Source organism: Tenacibaculum lutimaris, assembly GCF_003610735.1.
Classification (GTDB): Bacteria; Bacteroidota; Bacteroidia; order Flavobacteriales; family Flavobacteriaceae; genus Polaribacter; species Polaribacter lutimaris.
On sequence record NZ_RAQM01000007.1, the window covers coordinates 101,871 to 121,666 of the forward strand.

21 protein-coding genes are annotated in these 19,796 nt (G+C 32.2%); 9 read left to right on the top strand and 12 right to left on the bottom strand.

All coding sequences use genetic code 11. The annotated features are described in order from the left end of the window. Nucleotides 1-51: 51 nt before the first annotated feature. From accC to pdxA, 6 genes are all read right to left on the bottom strand, one after another. Nucleotides 52-1,392 (bottom strand): acetyl-CoA carboxylase biotin carboxylase subunit, encoded by a 1,341-nt coding sequence (gene accC, locus C8N26_RS04060; RefSeq protein ID WP_028892216.1) that lies wholly within the window; start codon nt 1,390-1,392, stop codon nt 52-54. An 89-nt stretch (nt 1,393-1,481) separates the two neighbouring features. After that, nucleotides 1,482-1,970: an acetyl-CoA carboxylase biotin carboxyl carrier protein gene (accB, locus tag C8N26_RS04065; RefSeq protein WP_120186180.1), complete on the bottom strand. Its 489-nt coding sequence runs from the start codon at nt 1,968-1,970 to the stop codon at nt 1,482-1,484. Between the two features lie 24 nt (nt 1,971-1,994). Further along, a complete protein-coding gene (locus C8N26_RS04070) occupies nt 1,995-2,990 on the bottom strand; it encodes a beta-ketoacyl-ACP synthase III (protein ID WP_120186181.1) in 996 nt (331 codons plus the stop codon). Nucleotides 2,991-3,140: 150 nt separating this feature from the next. Next, on the bottom strand, nt 3,141-3,335 hold the full coding sequence (rpmF, locus tag C8N26_RS04075) for a 50S ribosomal protein L32 (protein ID WP_028892219.1): 195 nt from the start codon (nt 3,333-3,335) through the stop codon (nt 3,141-3,143). Nucleotides 3,336-3,343: 8 nt separating this feature from the next. Next, nucleotides 3,344-3,880, bottom strand: a complete 537-nt coding sequence (locus C8N26_RS04080; protein ID WP_120186182.1) for a YceD family protein — start codon at nt 3,878-3,880, stop codon at nt 3,344-3,346. Nucleotides 3,881-3,954: 74 nt separating this feature from the next. Continuing rightward, entirely contained in the window at nt 3,955-4,989 is a 1,035-nt protein-coding gene (gene pdxA / locus C8N26_RS04085; RefSeq protein WP_120186183.1) for a 4-hydroxythreonine-4-phosphate dehydrogenase PdxA, read from the bottom strand. Nucleotides 4,990-5,052: 63 nt separating this feature from the next. Between pdxA and C8N26_RS04090 the strand changes: the two genes are divergently transcribed. The 8 genes from C8N26_RS04090 to C8N26_RS04125 all read left to right on the top strand — a co-directional run bounded on the left by C8N26_RS04090 (nt 5,053) and on the right by C8N26_RS04125 (nt 11,672). After that, nucleotides 5,053-5,643 carry a riboflavin synthase gene (locus C8N26_RS04090; protein WP_120186184.1) on the top strand — a complete coding sequence of 197 codons (591 nt, stop codon included), beginning with the start codon at nt 5,053-5,055 and terminating at the stop codon, nt 5,641-5,643. A 38-nt stretch (nt 5,644-5,681) separates the two neighbouring features. Beyond that, complete coding sequence (locus C8N26_RS04095) at nt 5,682-7,205, top strand: patatin-like phospholipase family protein (RefSeq protein WP_051435887.1); 1,524 nt, start codon at nt 5,682-5,684, stop codon at nt 7,203-7,205. 91 nt (nt 7,206-7,296) lie between these two features. Continuing rightward, entirely contained in the window at nt 7,297-7,683 is a 387-nt protein-coding gene (locus tag C8N26_RS04100) for a hypothetical protein (protein WP_028892223.1), read from the top strand. Between the two features lie 18 nt (nt 7,684-7,701). Then, a complete protein-coding gene (locus tag C8N26_RS04105; protein ID WP_120186185.1) occupies nt 7,702-8,559 on the top strand; it encodes a universal stress protein in 858 nt (285 codons plus the stop codon). 10 nt (nt 8,560-8,569) lie between these two features. Further along, a complete protein-coding gene (locus C8N26_RS04110; protein WP_120186186.1) occupies nt 8,570-8,980 on the top strand; it encodes a hypothetical protein in 411 nt (136 codons plus the stop codon). Next, nucleotides 8,970-9,818 (top strand): restriction endonuclease, encoded by an 849-nt coding sequence (locus C8N26_RS04115; RefSeq protein ID WP_120186187.1) that lies wholly within the window; start codon nt 8,970-8,972, stop codon nt 9,816-9,818. The genes C8N26_RS04110 and C8N26_RS04115 overlap by 11 nt, the downstream gene beginning before the upstream one ends. 11 nt (nt 9,819-9,829) lie before the next feature. Beyond that, nucleotides 9,830-11,203: an MBL fold metallo-hydrolase RNA specificity domain-containing protein gene (locus tag C8N26_RS04120; protein ID WP_120186188.1), complete on the top strand. Its 1,374-nt coding sequence runs from the start codon at nt 9,830-9,832 to the stop codon at nt 11,201-11,203. 31 nt (nt 11,204-11,234) lie between these two features. Next, nucleotides 11,235-11,672, top strand: coding sequence for a hypothetical protein (locus C8N26_RS04125; RefSeq protein WP_120186189.1), 438 nt, complete (start codon nt 11,235-11,237; stop codon nt 11,670-11,672). Nucleotides 11,673-11,708: 36 nt separating this feature from the next. On the opposite strand, the gene C8N26_RS04130 is transcribed toward C8N26_RS04125, so the two are convergent. The 3 genes from C8N26_RS04130 to C8N26_RS04140 are packed head-to-tail and all read right to left on the bottom strand — an operon-like array spanning nt 11,709 to nt 15,381. Then, nucleotides 11,709-12,575: a universal stress protein gene (locus tag C8N26_RS04130; RefSeq protein ID WP_120186190.1), complete on the bottom strand. Its 867-nt coding sequence runs from the start codon at nt 12,573-12,575 to the stop codon at nt 11,709-11,711. 3 nt (nt 12,576-12,578) lie between these two features. After that, nucleotides 12,579-14,195, bottom strand: coding sequence for a BCCT family transporter (locus C8N26_RS04135; RefSeq protein ID WP_120186191.1), 1,617 nt, complete (start codon nt 14,193-14,195; stop codon nt 12,579-12,581). 28 nt (nt 14,196-14,223) lie between these two features. Then, entirely contained in the window at nt 14,224-15,381 is a 1,158-nt protein-coding gene (locus tag C8N26_RS04140; RefSeq protein WP_120186192.1) for a hypothetical protein, read from the bottom strand. A gap of 377 nt (nt 15,382-15,758) precedes the next feature. Here C8N26_RS04140 and C8N26_RS04145 point away from each other — a divergent pair, with 377 nt between their 5' ends. Further along, nucleotides 15,759-17,198: a PAS domain-containing protein gene (locus tag C8N26_RS04145; RefSeq protein ID WP_120186193.1), complete on the top strand. Its 1,440-nt coding sequence runs from the start codon at nt 15,759-15,761 to the stop codon at nt 17,196-17,198. A 25-nt stretch (nt 17,199-17,223) separates the two neighbouring features. On the opposite strand, the gene C8N26_RS04150 is transcribed toward C8N26_RS04145, so the two are convergent. From C8N26_RS04150 to C8N26_RS04160, 3 genes are read right to left on the bottom strand one after another with little or no spacing between them, the layout of a single operon-like run. Further along, nucleotides 17,224-18,210 carry an MlaD family protein gene (locus tag C8N26_RS04150; protein WP_120186194.1) on the bottom strand — a complete coding sequence of 329 codons (987 nt, stop codon included), beginning with the start codon at nt 18,208-18,210 and terminating at the stop codon, nt 17,224-17,226. A 5-nt stretch (nt 18,211-18,215) separates the two neighbouring features. Then, nucleotides 18,216-18,965, bottom strand: coding sequence for an ABC transporter ATP-binding protein (locus C8N26_RS04155; RefSeq protein WP_120186195.1), 750 nt, complete (start codon nt 18,963-18,965; stop codon nt 18,216-18,218). Continuing rightward, the gene (locus C8N26_RS04160) at nt 18,962-19,744 is read right to left on the bottom strand and encodes an MlaE family ABC transporter permease (RefSeq protein ID WP_237270769.1); all 783 of its coding nucleotides are present in this window, start codon (nt 19,742-19,744) and stop codon (nt 18,962-18,964) included. The genes C8N26_RS04155 and C8N26_RS04160 overlap by 4 nt, the downstream gene beginning before the upstream one ends. Between the last annotated feature and the right edge of the window lie 52 nt (nt 19,745-19,796).

Consider the following 19,796-nt stretch of genomic DNA (forward strand, 5'->3'; position numbering starts at 1 on the left):
AAAAAAATCAGTGAAGTTACTCACTGATTTTTTATTCTATGTTGTAATATGTTATTTTTCCATTTCAAAATCTTCCATGAACTTAGTGGTATAATTACCAGCTACATAATCTGGATGATCCATTAATTGTCTGTGGAAAGGAATAGTTGTTTTTACGCCTTCAATAACATACTCATCTAATGCACGTTTCATTTTGTTAATCGCTTCTTCACGAGTTTGTGCAGTAACAATTAACTTAGAAATCATTGAATCGTAATTTGGTGGAATCATATACCCAGCATATACGTGAGTATCGATACGAACACCATGACCACCTGGCGCATGATAAGAGGTTATTTTTCCTGGAGCAGGTCTAAATCCATTATAAGGATCTTCTGCATTAATTCTACATTCAATTGAGTGTAATTGTGGCTTGTAGTTTTTACCAGAAATTGGCACACCAGCTGCAACTAAAATTTGCTCACGAATTAAATCGTAATCAACAACTTCTTCAGTAATAGGGTGCTCAACCTGAATACGTGTATTCATTTCCATAAAATAGAAATTACGGTGTTTATCTACTAAGAACTCAACAGTACCAGCGCCTTCATATTTAATGTACTCAGCAGCTTTAACAGCAGCGGCTCCCATAGCATCACGTAATTCTTCTGTCATGAATGGAGAAGGAGTTTCTTCAGTTAATTTTTGGTGACGACGTTGTACTGAACAATCTCTTTCAGATAAGTGACAAGCTTTACCGTAAGCATCACCAACTACTTGAATTTCGATATGGCGAGGCTCTTCAATTAACTTCTCCATATACATATCGTCGTTTCCAAAAGCGGCTTTTGATTCTTGTCTTGCAGAATCCCAAGCATCTCTTAAATCTTCAGCTTTCCAAACAGCACGCATTCCTTTACCTCCACCTCCAGCAGAAGCTTTTAACATTACAGGGTATCCTGTTTCTACAGCGATTTTCTCACACTCTTCAAAAGTGGTGATAACACCGTCACTACCTGGTACACAAGGTACACCAGCAGCTTTCATGGTAGCTTTAGCATTTGCTTTATCTCCCATACGGTCAATCATTTCAGGAGAAGCCCCGATGAACTTAATATCATGTTCTTCACATAATCTTGAAAACTTAGCATTTTCAGCTAAGAAACCGTATCCAGGGTGGATTCCGTCTGCGTTTGTAATTTCAGCAGCAGCAATGATACGATCCATTTTTAGGTATGATTCGCTACTTGGTGCAGGTCCAATACAAACCGCTTCGTCAGCAAATCGTACGTGTAAGCTTTCAGCATCTGCTTTAGAGTAAACAGCTACTGTTTTAATACCCATCTCTTTACAGGTTCTAATTACACGTAGCGCGATTTCGCCTCTATTGGCAATTAATATCTTTTTAAACATGTCTTTTAGTTTATGAGTTTATTGGGTTTAGCTGTTTAAGAGTTTAGTGCATAACTAAACTTCTAAACTTAAAACTTCTAAACCAAAAATTATGATGGGTCTACTAAGAATAATGGTTGATCAAATTCTACAGGAGAAGAATCATCCACTAATACTTTTACGATTTTACCAGATACTTCTGATTCAATTTCGTTAAATAATTTCATTGCTTCAATAATACAAACAGTATCACCAACTTTTACTTCAGTTCCTACTTCGGCAAAATTAGGCTTGTCTGGAGAAGGCTTTCTATAGAAAGTACCAATGATAGGTGATTTTATAGTTACATATTTTGAGTCGTCTTCAGTGTTAGCAGGAGCAGCTGCAGCTGCAGCTGGTGCTGCTGGTTGAGCAACAGGAGCTTGAGCCATCATTTGAGGAGCTTGAGTCATAGGAGCAGCAGCTTGAATAATAGTAGTTTCAGCAGCTTCGCCTCCAGTTTTAATGGTGATTTTAATATCTTCCATTTCTAGTTTTACTTCACTTGCACCTGACTTTGCTACAAATTTTATAAGACTTTGAATTTCTTTAATGTCCATTTTCCTAAATTTTAGTTGTTTAGTTTATGAGTTATATGCCCATTTTAAATAGATAGCTCCCCAAGTGAAACCACCACCAAATGCGGCAAAAATTAAATTATCTCCTTTTTTCAACTCTTTTTCATAGTCGGCAAGTAATAACGGTAAAGTAGCAGAAGTAGTATTTCCGTACTTGTGAATATTCATCATTACTTTATCATCTTCTAAGCCAACTCTATTAGCAGTAGCTTCGATGATTCTTTTATTAGCTTGATGTGGAACTAACCACTGAATGTCTTCTTTTGTTAAGTTGTTTCTGGTTAACATTTTTTCAGAAACATCTGCCATGTTTGATACGGCAAACTTAAACACAGTTCTACCTTCTTGGTGAACAAAGTGTTGTTTATTTTTTATGGTTTCTTCTGATGGAGGTAAGATTGATCCACCTGCATCAATTTTTAAGAATTCACGACCAATACCGTCACTTCTTAAGTATTCATCTTGTAATCCTAAACCATCATCATTTGGTTCGAATAAAACAGCACCTGCACCGTCACCAAAAATTATACAAGTAGCTCTATCAGTATAATCAATAATTGATGACATTTTATCAGCACCAATTAATAATACCTTTTTGTATCGACCACTTTCAATATACTTAGCAGCAGTAGACATACCATATAAGAAACTAGAACAAGCAGCTTGTAAATCATATGAAAAAGCATTAACTGCTCCAATTTTAGAAGCAGTATACGCTGCTGTAGAAGCTACAGGCATATCTGGTGTAGCGGTTGCTACGATTACCATGTCTATTTCTTCAGGGTTTGTGTTTGATTTTTGTAGTAAATCTTCGGCTGCTTTAATAGCCATGTAAGAAGTTCCAAGGCCTTCACCTTTTAAAATTCTTCGTTCTTTAATTCCTGTTCTACTGGTAATCCACTCATCGTTGGTGTCTACCATAGTTTCAAGCTCTTTGTTGGTTAGAGCGTATTCGGGAATATATTTTCCTACCGCCGATATAGCTGCAGTTATTTTAGTCATAGTTGTTTGTTTTGTAGTAAAACGAGTTTTCAAAGTAATGAAAATTATTTCACTTTTTTGTGGAAAAAAACATCAAAAAATACATTTTTTAATGTAAAAACATAAAAAAACCCTCAAAATAGAGGGTTTTTTAATTTTTTAAACTAGTTTTTAAGCCTCAGCAGTAGCGCTTTCTAATACTACTTGACCTCTGTAATAAAGTTTTCCTTCATGCCAGTGAGCTCTGTGGTATAAATGAGCTTCTCCAGTTGTAGGATCAACAGCTATTTGAGGAACAGAAGCTTTATAGTGAGTTCTTCTTTTGTCTCTTCTAGTTTTAGATATTTTTCTCTTTGGATGTGCCATTTTATGTCTTATTTATCTGTTAGTAAATCCTTTAATTTATCCCATCTTGGGTCTGTTGAGTCTTCTTCAACAGTTTTCTCTTCGTTTATTCTTAATTCTTCTAATCTCCTTAAAGCATCTGACTGCATTGAACCATCAGTTACACTTGGGTGTACTCTTTTGGTAGGAACCGATAACACAATTAATTCATATATATATTGTGCAACATTTATTTGATATGCTTCGTGTGGAAGGATCAAAATTTCATCGTGCTCGTCATTAAACTCAGGTCCAAATTTAACAACTAAATCTAAACTACCATTAATAGGTAGGTCAAATAATTCATTAGTGACATCACAAGGAACATTAACGGTTCCATTTACAGTAAAGTTAAGCTCAAATAAAGTGCTTTTTTTTACAAAGGTGATATCAGCTTTAATGTTTACGTCATTAAATTCATCAAACTGAAAAGCTTCAAAGAACGTTTTGTCAATTTGATATTCAAATAAATGACTTCCTTCTTTTAAACCTACAAAAGGTATGTTGAATTGTTTTAAGTCTTTCATCTACAACTATCAATTTGAGCGTGCAAAGATATAAAAAATGTTTTTATTTTTATGTTTTGTGTAAAAAAAATGCACTATTTTACGTTTAAAGCATTTTTAGTGAGTTCTTGGTACTCTTTTCGGTTCTTAAATATTTGTAATGAGGTAAATAAAGCTTCTTTAAACGACGTTTCATTTGCTTTATTTTTACCTGCAATATCAAATCCTGTTCCGTGATCTGGTGAAGTTCTTACCTTAGCTAAACCTGCGGTAAAATTTACACCATTTCCAAACGATAAAGCTTTGAAAGGTGCCAAACCTTGATCGTGATACATTGCTAAAACACCATCAAATTGTTCGTAAGTTTTAGAACCAAAGAAACCATCAGCTGCATATGGACCAAAAACTAATTTACTAGTTTCTTTAATTTCTGCAATCGTTGGGCGAATGATTTCATCGTCTTCAGTACCTATAATTCCGTTATCTCCACAATGAGGATTTAATCCCAAAATGGCAATTTTAGGTTTGTTGATGTTGAAATCTTGCTTTAATGAATTATACATGATTTCAACCTTCGATTTAATAAGTTCAGGAGTAATGGTTTCGGCTACTTTTGAAACAGGAATATGTCCTGTTATTAAACCAATACGCAATTCATCTGTCATTAAAATCATCAAACTTTTTCCGTCTATGTTCTCTTCCAAGTATTCTGTATGACCTGGAAAGTTAAATTCTTCCGATTGAATATTTTCTTTACTAATAGGAGCGGTAAGTAAGACATCAACTTGATTCTTCTTTAAAGCAGCTACTGCTCCTTGCAAAGATTTTAAAGCATATTTACCACCTTCTTCAGTAATTTTACCTAAATCAATTTTAGCCTCCTCTTTCCAAACATTCAATAAATTGACTTTTCCGTGAACTAATTTATCTATTGAAGTAATTCCATGGATACTATTATTAAGATTCAACGCTTTTTTGTGGTATGAAATCAGTTTGTTTGAAGCAAACAACACAGGGGTACAGAAATCTAACATTCGTTTGTCTTCAAAAGTTTTTAAAATAATTTCGATACCAATTCCGTTGATGTCTCCAACTGAAATTCCAACAATAATTTTGTTTGCTTTATCCATAGTTTACTTTCGTAGGTAAAGTTGTATTTTTGATGCTAACAAAAGTAACTAAATTTTTATAGAATGTTTACCGGAATAATAGAAACTCTTGGAACGGTTAAAGGAATAGAGCGTGAAAAAGAAAATTTACACCTTACAATTCAAAGTACAATTACCAACGAGTTAAAAATAGATCAAAGTGTGGCTCATAATGGAGTTTGTTTAACAGTAGTAGCAATTAATAATGATGAATATACCGTTACAGCAATAAAAGAAACTCTAGATAAAACCAATATAGGTGATTTACAAGTAGGTGAAGAAGTAAATCTTGAAAGAGCTATGAAATTAGGTGCTCGTTTAGATGGTCATATCGTTCAAGGGCATGTAGATGGAACAGGTGTTTGTAAAAGTATAGAAGATGCTGATGGAAGCACAGTGTTTACATTTTCATATAACTTTGATGGAAGTAATGTAACGATTGAAAAAGGTTCTATTACAATTAACGGAGTGAGCTTAACGGTTGTAAATTCTAAAAAAGATGAATTTAGTGTGGCAATTATTCCTTATACCTTTGAGCATACTACGTTTAAAAATTTTAAAGTTGGTAGCAAAGTAAACTTAGAGTTTGATGTTATAGGAAAGTATGTTGCTAGACTTTACGGATTAAGAGAGTAGAGTTAGCTTAAAAAACTACATAAAAATTGCGTTAAGAAATGGAATTATTCAAATCTATTGCCTTGTGTTTTTCAGGAGGTGGATATCGAGCTGCTTGTTTTTCTTTAGGAACATTGTCTTTGTTAGAAAAAGTTGGGTTACTAGAAAATGTAAAAGCAATTTCTACTGTTTCTGGAGGAACAATTACGGGAGTTAAATATTCACAATCTCAATTAGAAGGAAAAGATTTTCAAACATTTTTTGAAGAGTATTATCAATGGTTGCACAAAGATGAGTTAGCAGGTAATGCGCTTGATCATTTAAGATCTCCTTTAATATGGAATCAACTAGAAAATAAACATAAAAGAAAAAACCCGATTAACGCCTTTGCTATTGAGTATAATAAATTTACAAATCATAGAACTTTAGGGGAGGTTCAAGATGCTATTAATGAAGGAGAAACGCATTTAAAAAGAGTCATTTTTAATGCTACGGATTTTGATAGTACACATCAGTTTAGATTTCAAAATATAAAAGGAAATAGAAAAAGGTTTGGAAATGGGAAAGTACATAAGAAGTATAAAGATGTTATTGACGATATTAAGTTAGGAGATGTGATTGCAGCTTCAACTGCTTTTCCGGGTGGATTTGAACCTATGGGTTTTCCGTACGATTTTAGTTCTAAACATGACGCTTTAGAAGAAATAGGTTTGATGGATGGAGGAATTGTGGACAATCAAGGAGCTTCTGTGTTTGTGTCGGAAGCAAATGGAGAAAAAGGCGAAGAACACGATATGTACTTTTTGTGTGATGTTTCTTCACCTTACCCAGGTGAAGGGTTTAAGTTTGCGTCAGATTCAAGGTTTAATAAGTACGTTTCTTATATTTCAAGCGCTTTTACATTATTATTTATATTACTAACTACGGTGTTTTTCGGAATGCAAAAGTGGTGGGTGTTGTATACAATTAGTGTAGTTATACTTGCATTTTTAGTTTGTATTCATTTTTTGTTTTTTTCGCTGTCTAGATTAATGCAAAAGGAAACAGGTATAGATCAAAAATTATACTTACCGCCAAGAAGAGTAGGGTTTTATGTATTAAACAGAGCAAAATCTTTGATGCGTATGGCAAGTGTGGTTTTTCTTAAAAATGATAGAAGGCAACATGCTAATGCTATTTATAGTACATTTCCCAATAAAACTGTTACGTCTACCGTGTATGAATTGCGATGTGAAGATGTTTTAGGAAATCAAAGAAATAGACCAGAAAATAAGAAGAACTGGAAAGAAATAGCTGAATTTACAGGAGAAATAAGTCCTGCTATTATTGAAAACTCTAGAAAGAGTACTTCTTTTGGAACAACTTTATGGTTTACCAAAAAAGATAAAGCAGAAAATATGTTAGATAATGTTATTGCTTGTGGTGAATATACCGCATGTTATAATTTATTATCGTATATGATTGTTCAATATGGAAATCAAGTAAAAGAAATGTCTCTTTTTAACGAGCTAATGCTTTTGTGGAAAGAGTTTCAGGAAAATCCAAAGTTTTTAATAGAACAACGTAAACAAAAAACCTTATAGATCTCTATGAGGTTTTTTGTTTTATGATAAATATCATGGGAATCAACGAGTTATATTCGTATCTTTGAGAGAATGTATAAAACTACGAGTTATGGATATATCGGTTTTTTTATTAAAATTTTGGGGCTGGTATTGTATCATTTTCTTTTTTGTATTGAGTTTTAACCCAAAAAGGGTAAAACAAATAGTAGATAATTTAAAAGATGCCCGATTTTTAATTATTCTTTCGCTTTTTGCAATTATTATAGGGTTACTTAATGTGTTAGCTCATAATATTTGGGAGCCAAACATTAAGTTGTTAGTAACTTTATTTGGTTGGTTAGCCTTAATTAAAGGAATTATTCTATTTACTTTTCCTAAGCAAACCATTAGCTTATTAAAACAAACCAATTTAAAGTTTATACAGGCATTATATGTCTTACTATTTTTTTTAGGGCTGTTCTTGTTAAATGAAGCTTATGGAATTGTGCCTTTTTAAACTGAATTCTGACCTAAAATGAGAAAAAAGATTTTACTACTAACCGATTTTTCAGAAGCGTCATATAATGCAATTGTGTATGCTTTGGAGCTTTTTAGGGCAGAAAGGTGTAGTTTTTATGTGTTAAATGTTTTTAAAACAACATATAATTTAATAGAAGACTTGGTTCCTCCAAAACCTGGAGAGAAAGGTTATGATGAACCAAAGAAAAAGTCGTTAGAAGGACTTAATAGAGTATCAAACTTAATAGCATCAAAAGAAGAAGGGAATCCTTTTCATGAGTTTGATTATATATCACAAAAAAATAAATCTTTATTGAATGCAGTCGAGGAAATAGTGGAGCAGAAAGATATAGAAATGGTTATAATGGCTACGAAAGGACTAACTAGCGATAATAGTTCTGTATTTGGAAGTAATGCAATACAGGTGATGGAGAAGATTCGTAATTGTCCTGTTTTAGTAGTGCCAAAACAAGCTAAGAAGCAAATACCAAAAGAAATTGTTTTTCCTACGAGTTATAGAACTCATTATAAAAAAAGAGAATTAAATTATTTAATAGATATAGTTAGCGCTTGTAACGCTTCTTTAAGAGTGTTGCATATTACTAATAATGGCGATATAGATGAGAATCAAGAAGAGCACAAAGAGACGTTAAAAGAATACTTTGAAGGAGTAAAACATTCTTTTCACACATTGTCTTGTGTTACTGTATCTACAGCAATAAAGTGTTTTGTTGAAAGTAGAGATAGTGATATGGTGGCTTTTGTAAACAAAAAGCACGCGTTTTTTGATACTATATTCTCAAAGCCTTTAGTAAAAGAAATAGGGTACAAGTTAAAAGTACCTGTATTAGTATTACATGATCTAAGAAATTAAAACGAAAACGATGAAAAATGTAGGTGTTTGGTTAGACAAAGAGAAGGCTTTTGTTGTAACTATTGAAAATGGAACAGAGGATATGAAAACAATAGAATCTAATATAGAAACATTTCGTATTCATGGAGGTTCAGGAACTCGATTTAAAGGAGGACCACAAGATGTAGTTCAAGATAGTAAGTATTTGGAAAGAGAAAAGCATCAAACAAAAAAATACTTTAGTGAGCTTGCTGCTGAAGTTGATAATGCTGATTCTCTAGCTATTTTTGGTCCAGCAGAAACTTTTGAGAAATTTAAAAAAGAGTTAGAAAGTTCGCATAAAGAATTAGATGCTAAAGTTAAAACGGTGAAGAGAGTTGATAGTATGACAGACAACCAAGTAAAAGCATTGATTAGAGATTTCTTTAAAGATGAGAACTAGTTCTGATAAAATTTCAATAGTAAAGAGTTCTGGAGACGTAGTACAGTTTTCGGTAACTAAGTTGAAAAAATCTCTAAAACGAACAGGTGCCGATGATGAATTGGTAGCGTATATTTTAGAAACCGTTCAAGATGAATTGTATGAAGGAATAACCACAAAAGAAATTTATAATAGAGCTTTTGCTTTGTTAAAGAAAAAAAAGAACGTGTTTGCTTCTAAGTATAAGTTAAAGAAAGCAATATATGAGTTAGGGCCTACAGGTTTTCCTTTTGAACATTTTATAGGAGCGATTTTAAAGTACTCAGGTTATAAGGTGGCGGTAGGAGAAATTTTACAAGGTGAATGTGTACAACACGAAGTAGATGTTGTTGCGCATAAAAATAATGAAACCACTGTTATAGAGTGTAAATTTCATAGTGAGCAAGGTCTTGTTTGTAACGTTAAGGTTCCTTTATATGTTCATTCTCGTTATCGCGATGTAAAAAATCATTGGAATACTTTTAAAAAACACGATACAACCTTAACTCAAGGTTGGGTTGTAACGAACACACGGTTTACAAAAGATGCAACTCAGTATGGTAACTGTGCAGGGTTATACTTGTTAAGTTGGGATTATCCTGTAGAAAATAGTTTAAAAGATATAATTGATCGTTTAGGGCTATACCCTATCACAGTTTCAACTTTGCTTACAAAAAGAGAAAAGCAGTTTTTATTAAATAGAGATGTGGTGTTGTGTAGAGAGTTGATAAAAGACAGCTTTTATTTAGATCATTTAGGGGTTTCAGATACTAGAAAGAAAAGAATTCTTGCAGAAATACAACAATTGTGTAACGCTTAAAACAAGTAATGATGCTTAATTTTGCTAAAGTTCATTTTTTAGGAGCAGCAGGTACAGTTACAGGATCTAAATTTTTGCTTGAAGCATACAGTAAGAAAATTTTGATTGATTGCGGTATGTTTCAAGGACTCAAAGAGCTTAGAGAGTTAAATTGGAAAGAGCTTCCTATAGATGTAGATCAAATCGATATAGTGCTATTAACGCATGGACATTTAGACCATGTGGGTTTTTTACCAAGATTATATAGACAAGGATTTAGAGGAAAAATTATTGGAACAGCTCCTACTTTAGCAATTGCAGGGATTATTTTAAAAGATAGTGCAAAAATTCACGAAGAAGAAGCAGAAAAAGCAGCTGTAGAACATTATAGCAAACACAATCCTGTACTTCCTTTTTATACAATTGTTGAAGCTGAAAAAACAATAACCTTATTTGAAGCTGTAGAGGAGGGAGAATGGATTCCTTTTTCAGATAAAATATCATATAGATTTCAATATAACGGACATATTATAGGAGCAACTTTTATAGAATTAGATATTGATAAAAAGCGATTTGTGTTTTCTGGAGATGTAGGAAGAGTGAATGATTATTTGTTAGAAAAACCAAAAAAACCTGAGTGGGCAGATTATCTTTTTTTAGAAAGTACGTATGGTCATAAACTGCATCCCACAGAAGATTTAGAAGAAATTTTATCAGAAGTAATTAAAGAAACCATTGTACAGAAAGGAAATTTAATTATTCCTAGTTTTGCCGTTGAACGTTTGCAAATGTTAATGTATGTTTTATGGAAGCTGTATAAGAAAAATAGAATTCCAAACATTCCCATTTTTGTAGATAGTCCTATGGGAAATAATGTTTTAGAGGTTTTTAAACGATATCCGCAATGGCATAAATTACCAATGGATGAATATGCAGCGATGTGTAACCACGTTAATATTGTAGAATCGTATAGAGAAACTTGGGAAACAATTGATAACCCTAGGTCTAAGATAATAATAGCAGGAAGCGGTATGGTAACTGGTGGTAGGGTTTTAACTTACTTACAACAGATGATTGATGATCCTACTACAACGATTTTGTTGGTTGGGTATCAAGCAGAAGGAACTAGAGGTAGGCAATTACAAGAAGGATGTCATGAAGTAAAGTTTTTTGGACGATATTTTCCTGTAAAGGCAAGAGTTAAAAGTATAGAAAGTTTATCTGCTCATGCAGATCAGAATGATTTGTTAGATTGGTTAAGTGAGATAAAAAATATACCTGAAGAAGTATTTCTTATACACGGAGAACAAACCGCTTTAGATGCTTTTAGGGTGAAAATACAAAAAGAGAAAAATTGGAATGTTTGTATTCCAAAATTACATGCTATAAAAGAGTTAATGATATAAAACGAAATGTTTAATCGTAAAAGCTAGCTCAATGAAAACAACAAACACACATTTAAAATATGTTGAGTGGTTGAGTGCAGAAGATATGCATTCAACTTCAAAACAATGGCTGTCTGAACTTTCTTTTTTGAAAGATGAACAACTCTTTTTTGAAGATTTAATTCGAAAATATATTTTTGAATTAATAGCTCCTGATCAGTTTAAGAAAACAACTAAAATAGTTGAAGACTTAGGGTTTTCTAGAAAAAAAACAGACGAGTTAATCAAGCTTGTAGAGGCTCATGAAAGAGGTTTAGAGATAATGGTAGATGGAGTAGATCAAGTTATAGAGGAAGAGGTGTACAAAAATGAACACAAAAGATTAATTATTGAAGTAAGTGAGTTTTTAGAAGGGTATCGTAAGTTAAAAGAAACTCTTTTTAATACTGTAAAAGAGATTGCCAAATCAGACAAAAAAAGAATTGAGTAATAAAAGCGGAGCTAGTTACTAGCTCCACTTTTTATTTTATGAGGTAATATAACGTTTAACTACCCATAAAGGTACATGTAAATCTTGTGTAAATAACTCTTCAGTAACACTTCCTACTAAAAGAGAAGTAAAGTTATTGTGTCCTTTATCGGCAACAAATAAAATATCTGTTTTGTTTTTTTCGGCAATAGCTCTAATTTTTTCAGGAATACTATCTTCACCAGCAGACGCTTTTAGAGTTTCAATTTGTTGATTTTTTGTTTTTTGAAGTAATTTTTCAAATTGTTGATCAACGTGTTTTTCTACTTTTTCTCGAGCTTTATCAATTTTTATGTAAGGAAAAAATAACTGAGGTATTTTAAAAACATTAAGTGCTTTTAAAGTAGATTTTTGTTTTGAACTCATGTCTGAAGCAGTATGAAATGCTTTTAGTGAGGCTGATGAAAAATCAGTAGCTACCATAAGATTTTCAGGGTTTAGGTTTGCTTCTTTAGGAATTAAAAGCACGTTACATTTTGCCATGCGTAATAACTTTCCTGAAACCGAACCAGATCCTTTATATGTATTTTTGTTACCTACAATAATTAAATTAGTGTGGTATTTATTAGCAACGTAGCTAATTAAACTTTCAGTATAAGCATCGTCTGAAACTAATAGCTCATAGTTGCAATCAGTATTAAAATATTTACCTATGCTGTTTTCAAGCTCTTCTTCTATAATTTCTTCAATGTTAATGTTTTCCAGCTGTTCAGAAAACAAGTTGCTTATTTCATATTTTTTTACATTATGAATAAAATATACGTTTTCTGTTCCGTAATTTTTAGCCAGCATGCTACAATATTTAATTAGCGTGATGTCTAATTCAGATAAATCTAAGGCTACAAGTATGTTTTTTATCTTCATAATTTAAGCTTTTTGTTTTTTTGAATCTATTAATCTTTTCACAGTTTCCTGGTATTCTTCCTTCTCTTTTTGGTTTAAACGTTTTAAATGTTCTTTATAGTCTTCTTTTAATCCTTTAAAAAGAGAGTAACACATTAATAACAAAAGTAAGGTAAAAGGAAGACCTGTGGCAATAGAAGCTGTTTGGAGTGCTTTTAAACCTCCTCCTAATAATAAAACGGCAGCTACAGCACCTTCTGCAAGTGCCCAAAATATTCTTTGTCCTACAGGAGCGTCTATTTTTCCACCTGAAGTTAAGCTATCAACCACTAAAGAACCAGAATCTGATGAGGTAACAAAGAAACTAGCAATAAGTATAATAGCAACAATATTTAAAGCCATTGAAAAAGGGAAGTCTTCTAAGAAAACAAAAAGAGCGGTAGCAACATTATCATTTACACCATCGGCAATTGTAGTATCTCCACCTAAAATTTCGTGTAACGAGGTTGCTCCAAAAGCAGTAATCCAAAACAGCGTAATTAATGTAGGAACAATTAATACTCCTAAAATAAATTCTCTAATAGTTCTTCCTTTTGAAACACGTGCGATGAACATACCTACAAAAGGAGACCAAGCAATCCACCATCCCCAATAGAAAATAGTCCATGAGTTTTGCCATTCCGTTCCAGTATAGGCTTCAGCCCAAGTAGAAAGATTAATTAAATCGTTAACATAGCTACCTGTGTTTTGTACAAATGATTTTAAGATAAAAATAGTAGGTCCTAAAATTACTACAGCGAGTAATAAAAGTACAGCAATACGCATGTTCATTTCACTTAAAAATTTTACTCCCTTATCAACTCCTGAAACTACGGAAATAGTGGCAATTAATGTAATTCCGACAATTAGCCATATTTGTAATGAAATACCTGAATCTAAACCAAAAACATGTTCTAAACCAGCAGCAACTTGCTTAACACCAAGCCCAAGAGAGGTTGCTAACCCAAAAACAGTAGCTAAAACAGCAAAAATGTCTATAATATCACCAATTCTACCATGAATTCTATCTCCTAAGAAAGGATAGAATACAGAACGAATTGTTAATGGAAGCCCTCTGGAGTATGTAAAATAAGCTAAAGATAAACCAACCAAAGCATAAATTCCCCAAGCATGCAATCCCCAGTGTAAAAAAGTAACATTCATGGCTTCTTTGGCGGCGGCTGCAGTATTAGGATCGGCTAATGGGGGAGAAGAAAAATGATAAACAGGTTCAGCAATACTCCAAAAAAGTAGTCCAATACCCATACCAGCACTAAAGAGCATTGAAAACCAAGAAGTCGTTGAAAATTCAGGTTTTGCTTTTGCTCCACCTATACGTAAACTTCCGTATTTACTAAAAGCTAAATAAAGCATAAATGTAACAAAAATGTTTACGGATATAATGAATAACCAACCAGTTTTGTTAGCTATAAAATTTTGAGCTGTATCAAAATATGATTGGGCTCTTTCTTTAAAAAGTAAAGTTAAAGCTACACTTAGTATTATTACTATTGAAGATGTGAAGAATACAGGTCCGTTAACTTCAAGTCCAAAGATTGATTTCCGTTCGTCACTTCTAATTATTTTTTTTGCTTTTTTCATGTGTTAATGTTTTGCGCTATTTATTCTATTAAAAATAGTATCCGATATTTATGTTAAATCTCATGTCCCAATCAGCATTAGGTGTTCCGCTAGCTAAAGCATTTGTCCATACTGGGCCTAACCAAGGATGATCTTTTCCTGCTGCAAAATCTACATAAGTATAAACATTGCCGGCAGTTACTAAGAAGCCAAATACATTCATTAAGCTGTCTTCAAAATTTATAGCTGCTTTATCCATATAGCCAAAGTCATTATAAACTTGTATGCTAGAAATAGGTTTCCATTTCACAGGAAAAGTGTAAGCAGCACCTAAGGTATATGTTGTTGCTTCTGAAGCAGTAAGGTAAGGAGCTCCGTAAGCAGTTAAAGCAATAAGATTGCTATAGGTAGTGTTGTTAGTGTTGTATTTATAAGTAGAAACTTGAGCTTTAGCATCAAAGTTTTTAGCATTTAGTTGATAGTGTAAGGCAAAAGCATGATGGCTAGATGTATCTTCAGTATCTAAATTATAAAGGCCTCCATATTGTGCAGAAAACCCTATTTGGTGTTGAATGTTTTTATTACCGAAGTGATAATTTACTTTACCATTTAATTGATTTGTTTCCTTGTATCTTAAATCTAGATTACCATCTCCATCAATGTCTATAGAGGCAACATCGTACGAATATCGGCTATCAGAAACATCGGAGTTGCTTCCAAAAGTAAGTTCTTCAGCATTTTTAAAAAAAGCTAAGGCGTATTCCCATTTTTTTCCTTTATGAGTAAACTTTACCCCCATATCATGATCGTCTTCTAGTCCTAAGTAGTAGTTAATACCAAAAAACCAACTATGAGAATTGTATTGAGTAATACCAAAAGGCACTTGCGTTAGCCCTAATTGGATATTGTCTCTTTCGTTAAAGTCATACCCTAACCAACCTTGTTTAAGCATACCGCCTCCAAAACTTTGTGAGTAAAAGCGGTATTCAGCATTTAGTTTTATTCCTTTATATTTTGCTTTAGCGTTAATTCTGAAGACGTCGAAACCGAAATCGCCTCCGCGCTTTTTTTGACCATCTTTCCATGAAGATAGGTTGTAGTTAAATCGTAATGCTCCGCCAATTTTAACCTCAGGTTTTTCTTGTGAAAACATAACTGTAACAAAAGAAAAAGCAACTAAGACTAGGCTTTTTTTTGAGAAATTCATTGTTGTAATAATAAATGTGAAGAAAGCATACTCTTAAAAGTACATTTTCAGTTTAAGAGCTAAGGAAAACTCTTTTTAGCTTGATAAAAAAAGGAGATTTATTTTGAAGGAGGAATGAATTTATCTGATTGATTTCTGAAAACCAAAAAGTTAAAGTTGAAAATTCTTTTGTTCTTTTTGTCTTTAAGTTTTTTTATCATAAGGCTACAAAGGTACTGATTAAAAAGGGGTTTTCAAAAAGAGGTTTTTTGAGTGATTTGAAAAATCTATAAGTGTTTTTTGATGCTTAAAAATATTGGTAGAGGTGTTTTAAAAGGTGATTATCAATTTTATGTTTTTAAATTTCAGTATATTAGTGTATTAAACATCATGTGTAAATGAGAACTTCAATGGGAAGAAAAAACTTGTATGGCTATATCATAAACAGTATTATGGTTATAGTACTTGGTATTATTTATTGGAAACAAATGGATTATACTACTAATAGATTCTTGAATTGGGTTTCATTGGTGTTAATAGTTCTCATTTTAGGAATGTTAACAATTGTTTTTTTGGTTTTAAAAACACAGATTAAAGCAAAAGAGAAATCGCAAGAAGAGCTTTTAAGGAATCAAAGATTATTACAATCAATAATAAACAACACAACCAATGTCATTTCTGTAAAAAAAATAAATGGTGAGTATATACTAGTAAATGAGAAGTACCAATTAATTTTTGGTAAATCAGAGGAAAGTTTAATAGGAAAAACGAACCATGATATTTTGCCAAAAGAAATTGCAGATAGATATCTTGAAGCCGATTTAGAGGCAATAAAAGCTGGAAAAGAAATTCAAATAGAAGAAGTAGTAGAACAGCCTGATGGACCACATATATATTTGTCTGTAAAATTTCCCTTATTTGATACTTCTAACAGGGTATATGCTATTGGAAGTATATCTACAGATATTACAGAAAGAAAGGCAATTATGGAGTCGCAAAAAGAAGCGGATACCTTTTTTAATATCTCTACAGATAGTCTGGTTATAGCATCTAATGAGAAGTTTTTAAAAGTTAATACTTCGTTAAGTAATCTTCTAGGATATACAAAAGAAGAGCTTTTAAGTGAGTCGTTTGCTACTTATATTTTTCCTGAAGATCTTGAAAAGACAAATGAGGCTATTAAAAAGCTAGAAATGGGGGCGAACTTAGTAAGTTTTAATAATAGATGGATTTGTAAGGATAAAAGTATTAAGTGGTTGTCTTGGAACGCTACTTCAGATAAGAATACAGGAACATTGTATGCTGTGGCTAGAGATATTACTAAAGACTTGTTGCTTCAAGAGGAGAATGAAAAAAGAATGAATGAGTTGTATGAGAATCAGCAAAAATTGAATATGATTATAGAAAATATTAGTGATGGTGTGTTAGTTGCCAATACTGATAAGCAGGTTATATTGGCTAACGAGGTTGCTAATGAGCTTTTTGGTATAGAAGATGATTCAAAAATATCTGTTGACTTTTCTGATCATTTTAAAGTGATAAACTCATATGATGGGAAAATTTTTCCTATTCAAAACCTACCAGCTGAACTAGCTTTAGAAGGTAAAATTACCAACGATATTGATGTGTTGCTGATGAATAAAGAGACGAATGAAATAAGGAGAGTATTGTTGAGTGGAAGACCTATAATTGATAATGAAAATTATATCGCTGCTGTAGTTGTAACTATTAAAGATATAAGTAGGTATAAGAGGTTAGAAGCAGAATTAAAAAGAAAAGACCAAGAATCAAGAAGAAGAATTGGTTTCAAAAAAGATGATTCAAAAAAGAAAGAATAAAATTGTTAGAAGAGTTAAGAGAAAGTTATTTATTCTTTTCAGCTTTTTTCTTTTCTTTTTCTAATTTTCTAAAATACCCTCGAGTTAAAAAATTGTGTTTAAAAGCTTCCATGTTTTCATTAAACTTTTCTGTTCCTTCGTTTATATTTTTAAGTGTAGATTTTAGACTATTAACCAAAGAGGTATCTTTTGTAATATAGTTAAGAGCTCCTTCACTAGAGTTAAAATCATCAACTAGAACATTAATATTTCCTATAAGGCTATCAATTTTCACACTTGAAGCATCGATGTTATGTACAATAGATTTTAATTTTTTACCTGAAATAGAATCATTAATTAACATGCCTAAAACAGTGTTGTTATCTGTTTTTAATGAAGTTATTATATGGTTTAATTCGTTAATAGTGTTTGATGCTTGGTAACTTATTCTTTTTAGGTTTTTAACAGACTGTTTCATGTCTTTTGCCATAATTGTGTCGTTTAGTAAAACACCTAAAGTTCCTTTACCCTCTAATAGTTTGTCGGTTATTTTTAAAAGATCAGCTGTAAGTATTGCTGCATTTTCATTAGTAACACTTAATGTGTTTAAAATATCATCTGTTCCAATTTTACTATAAGAGCTAATAACATCTCCATTTTTAATTAATGCTTCTGTTTTTTTTCCTGGAACTATATTTACAATCATATTTCCTACTAACCCGTCAGAACCTATAGTAGCAACAGCATTCTTCTTTATATGAATGGCTATTTTTTTGTCAATAACCATGTTTACTTTTATAGTGGAATCATTAATCATAGTTATATTTTTTACAGTTCCTATGTTTATTCCTGAATAACGAACATTATTTCCGTTTTGCAATCCGTTAACATTTTGAAAATAAGCGCTGATGGTAAAGTTTTCTTGAAACATGCTTTGGCGTTGCCCGATGAGGTAAATAGCAAAAACAAAAATAATTGTACCTATAGATACAAATAGTCCCAATCTAAATTTTTGTGAGTTTGTTGTTTTCATAATACCTATTTAAAAAAAGCTTTAATCTTTGGGTCTTCAGAGTTAGATAATTCTTTAAATGTTCCTGTAGCATAGTCGATGCCATCAATAAGTAATATCATTCTATCTGAAATAACTCGAGCACAATCAACATCGTGAGTAATAATAAGTGACGAGGTATTGTATTTTTTTTGAATATTTTGCATTAAGATAATAATTTCTTTCGCAGTAATAGGATCCAGTCCACTTGTAGGTTCGTCATATAAAATAATTTTTGGCTGTAAAATAAGGGTTCGTGCTAAAGCAATTCGTCGTTTCATACCTCCAGACAATTCAGAAGGCATCATGCCTATTGTGTGTGTCAATCCAACATTGTCTAAAGCTTCAATAACCAGTTTTTCAGTATCAATTAATTTTTTATTTTTTCTTGTACGGCCTCGCAATGGAAATTCTAAATTTTCACGGACAGTCATAGAGTCATATAGCGCACTACCTTGAAATAGAAAACCTATGTCGGTGCGTAAAATATCTAATGCCTCTTGGTCTAGTTTAGTTATATCATGATGCATCACTGAAATAATACCTTTATCAGCTTCCATTAATCCTACTAAACATTTAATCATAACCGATTTTCCAGACCCTGATTTTCCCATGACTACTAAATTTTCGCCTTCATAAAGCTGCATATTAAACCCATTAAGCACATGGTTATCTCCAAAGGCTTTGTATAAGTCTTTAATTTCTAGAACTACTTTTTTGTTAAGGGTATTTGTCATAATTCAAAAAAGATATCAGTTACAAAAACAGCTATAAAATCAATAATAAAAAGTAATAAAGAAGCAGTTACTACAGCTGTGTTTGTCGCTTTACCAACACCAGCGGTTCCTTTTTTACAGTTATACCCCTTAAAACAACCAATAATTCCTATTGCAGCTCCAAAGAAAAACGACTTTATTGTAGCTGGAACTACGTCTCCAAACTTTATAGCGTCAAATACTTGATTAAAATACAAAATAAAAGAGACATCTCCTTTTGTGCTTTCAACTAAAAAAGACCCAAACAAAGCAACAGTGTCAGCTATAATTACTAGTAAAGGGAGCATGAGAGTAACGGCTAAAACTCGAGTAACTACTAAGTATTTAAAAGGATTTATGCCAGAAACTTCCATAGCATCTATTTGTTCGGTAACACGCATAGAACCTAATTCGGCGCTAATACCAGAACCTATTTTTCCTGCACATACTAAAGCAGTGATGATAGGGCCTATTTCTCTTATAATTGAAATACCAACCATAGAAGGCATCCAAGATACAGCACCAAATTCCATTAAAGTTGGGCGAGTTTGCAAAGTAAGAACCAAACCTATTATAAAACCAGTAATACTAACTAATAGTAACGAACGATAACCTATTTGATAGCATTGCAACATTAACTCCTTAAACTCAAAAGGTCGTTTAAAAGCCTCTCTAAAGAAACGAGCGGTAAAAAAAGCTAACTCACCAGTTTCTATAAAAAAAGATTTCAACTGCTTAACCATTAAATTAAAACGTAGCATAAATTGAGTTTAATGTTGTAATTAAATGTATATCAATTAATTATTATTAAAA